The sequence below is a fragment of the Patescibacteria group bacterium genome, assembly GCA_041645165.1.
Lineage (GTDB): Bacteria > Patescibacteriota > Patescibacteriia > 2-02-FULL-49-11 > 2-02-FULL-49-11 > 2-02-FULL-49-11.
The window spans coordinates 1-2903 of sequence record JBAZQN010000039.1 but is presented as its reverse complement, the minus strand read 5'-3'; the positions used below and the strand labels follow the sequence as shown (position 1 = coordinate 2903).

5 protein-coding genes are annotated in these 2903 nt (G+C 49.7%); all 5 read right to left on the bottom strand.

Features of this window, described 5'->3' with window-relative positions; genetic code table 11:
• Positions 1-258, bottom strand: a 258-nt coding sequence (locus tag WC659_07285; protein ID MFA4873699.1) for a DUF3850 domain-containing protein, incomplete at its 3' end; no start/stop codon positions are given.
• Between the two features lie 4 nt (positions 259-262).
• Positions 263-829 (bottom strand): MvaI/BcnI family restriction endonuclease, encoded by a 567-nt coding sequence (locus WC659_07280; protein ID MFA4873698.1) that lies wholly within the window; start codon positions 827-829, stop codon positions 263-265.
• 66 nt (positions 830-895) lie between these two features.
• Complete coding sequence (locus tag WC659_07275) at positions 896-1741, bottom strand: hypothetical protein (protein ID MFA4873697.1); 846 nt, start codon at positions 1739-1741, stop codon at positions 896-898.
• A 115-nt stretch (positions 1742-1856) separates the two neighbouring features.
• The gene (locus WC659_07270; GenBank protein ID MFA4873696.1) at positions 1857-2165 is read right to left on the bottom strand and encodes an MvaI/BcnI family restriction endonuclease; all 309 of its coding nucleotides are present in this window, start codon (positions 2163-2165) and stop codon (positions 1857-1859) included.
• Positions 2149-2889 carry a site-specific DNA-methyltransferase gene (locus WC659_07265; GenBank protein MFA4873695.1) on the bottom strand — a complete coding sequence of 247 codons (741 nt, stop codon included), beginning with the start codon at positions 2887-2889 and terminating at the stop codon, positions 2149-2151. The genes WC659_07270 and WC659_07265 overlap by 17 nt, the downstream gene beginning before the upstream one ends.
• Positions 2890-2903 lie beyond the last annotated feature (14 nt).

Genomic DNA, 2903 nt, shown 5'->3' with positions numbered 1-2903 from the left:
AAATTGGATAATCTGAAAGCCGTATTTTTCAACTTCCTCCGACGACCAAAAAGTTTGGCCTTTAGTTTTGAGAATATATGTGGCGACAACCTCAAACTTTCTCCCCGTATAATCTTCTTTGTCTTTATCCCATTCCTCTAAAACTAAGGTGTCGCCTTCATTTACCTCGAAATCAGCAAGGCGCAATTCCAGCTTTTTCTTGCCGGAAATTATTTTCTCAAAGTATTCTCGCCAAACTTTTTTGTGGATTGTTGCCATAAAATTAAAGTATTATCGTCTGCTTCTCATACAACATCGGTAAGGCGTCCTGTCTCATGCGGAATTTTGTTCCGTGATTGTGTCCACTACGCGCGTCAAAATCTACCAAAATTTTTGCTTCCTCAATCGCTTTCAAAAATCCCTCAAAACTGAATTTTTGCAGCATCATAATTTTAGTGTAGTGATAGAATTCTTTTTTGCGCACAATCTTTACTTCAGCTTGAACATAAAAGGCATTGAGTAATTTTGTTCCGGCTTTATGTTCCAAATCGTCAAAACCCCAATATGGTTGTGGGTCAAGCTCTTTAAGACCAACACGCTTTTTAACTGATTCAAGCCAGTCCTTATGCCGGACATCTACACTCTTTGGATCAAACGAGATTAAAATCTTCTTTTCTGCACGATCAATTTTGACCATAAAACCACGATCACTTCTCGTAAGACCGTGGATTGTCTGACGAAAACTCATTTCGCCTGCTGGATATTTCTTGCCGTCTTCTTGGTGCGCCCAGCCGTATTTTGGCAAAAGCACTTGTGGCACAAAGCGGATAGCGCGCGGCGAGGGTTCAATATGAGGGATAACGAACGTATTTCTGTGGGATTAGAGTAATGCTTTTGAGCGCGGTAGAGCGACAATTCAATCGTTTGCGGCCAGAGTTCGTGGTGTATGCCACACGACACCACGAACTCGGACTGCAAACACGACCGCGTTCATGTCCACGACACCCGTCGTCGGAAGTGCGTGGACTGCGGTGCGACGTGGACGGTGCGACCGAAGAAACGCGGTCCAAAACCTCGCAAGCACCGCACCGCGATCGTCCGGCGCACCTTCACGCACCAGCAGACACTCACCGCACGCGCGCTCGCTTCCGACGTAGGAACCCGAGCATGGCAACAGCGACATGCCGCCGCGCTCCAGCTCTTCATAAGTCGTCCGTGGCCACGCCGTCCACCACGCGGCCAGCTCATCCTCGTCCTCGATGCGCTCTGGCACACGATTGATAGAGCGGAGTGGACGACGTACCTGCTCGGACTCCGCGCGGTTGATGGAGAGGATCTCGTCTTCCTGCGACCGATCCTCAGACCCGGGCACGAGTCGGAGGAGCAGTGGCGGGAGGTCATGGATACGATCCCGAAACGGACGAGACGGCGGATTCGTGCGATGGTTGCGGACAGTTTTGCAGGGGTGGGAGCCATTGCAGATGAGGAAGGATGGGTGCTCCAGCGCTGCCACTTCCACCTCCTCGGCAAGCTCGCGACGCTCTGTGGAAACCGGAAGCGCAGGATCACCTGGTGGAAGGAACGGCAGCGGACGCAGGTGCTCATTCGACGGGTGCTCTGTGAGACGGACGAGCATCGCGTGCGCCGTGCGTGCAGCGAACTCGCGCGCCTCGCGCAGGATGCTCGATGTCCCGTTCGTATCCGACGGATTATCCGTTCGACGCTCCGATGGCGGGACGATTTCCGTGCGTGGTACGAGCATCCTCATCTGCGGCTTCCCTCGACGACGAACGCGGTGGAGAACATGAACGGTCGTCTCCGGTCTCTCCTCAATCGGCACCGCGGATTCCGAACACCCGACGCGCTCGCACGATGGATCATCGCATACGTTTGGTTCCACCCTCGTATGAAGTGCAGACCGAAAATCCCACAGAAATAGCTTCGTTATCCCCAATATGAAAAAGTGTCGTTAGCGAAGTTGAGGCAAGTCGTTGTGTTTTCAATTCCCATTCTGCGGCATTTGGTATTGGTAAATTATTCTCTTTAATACCAAGCAAATCCTCAAGTGTATTACCGATACCACCATGATTACCTCGCCGCGCATTCGCAACAAAACCCATAGCTGAAATTTCTTTCAGCTTGGCTATTAGTTCCGGCTTAGTATAAGTTTTAGGTTTGTTTTTCATAAGTAGGTTGAAAAAGTTTAGCTTGCGATTGATGCCGTTTTATTCGTTCCTCCGCCATTTCGCAATACTCCGGCGAAATATCAATCCCGATATAATCTCGCCCAAAATTTAGGGCAGAAATCGCTGTTGTGCCCGAGCCCATAAATGGGTCCAAAACAACCTTAGCATCAGTTGATCCGACAATCCTATCAATCAAACTAACTGGAAAGGCGGCGGGGTGGTCATTGTTCATTTCTTGCGTAAATTCCCAAACATCGCCGTGAGCATTCGCTTTGGTTTTCAGCGCGAACTTCGGCTTGGCGATAAGATAAATAACCTCGTATGTCGGCAAGAAATATCCGGGGTTGAAATTGAGGCCGCCTTTCCGCTTCCAAATGATTATTTGCCGGACAGGAAAACCGCTAACTATATCTTGGCGATCTTGCAATAAGCCGCCCTGCACGCGCCATTTGTGATTGTAAAAAATCGCTCCGTCCTCCGGTATCAAACGCAACATTTCAGTCAGACAATCTCTTTGCCACTTCACATACTCATCGTGTGGCATACAATCGTTGTGGTGCGTGTATCCTTTTTGCAGGGCGGCGTTTGCCCACTTGCCACCGCGTCCGTCCTTCATTCCGTTGCCGGTTGAATTTTTGAGATTGTAAGGCGGTGAAGTAACGATCAAATCTACCGAGCCGTCCGGCAAATCTTTCATAACATCAACGGCGGAACCACAGACAATTTTATTGAAATATT

What these genes read in the sequence shown, in the direction of transcription:
- WC659_07275 (MFA4873697.1), bottom strand. Translation starts at nt 1,741, where the DNA reads ATGCTCGTACCACGCACGGAAATCGTCCCGCCATCGGAGCGTCGAACG.
- WC659_07270 (MFA4873696.1), bottom strand. Translation starts at nt 2,165, where the DNA reads ATGAAAAACAAACCTAAAACTTATACTAAGCCGGAACTAATAGCCAAG.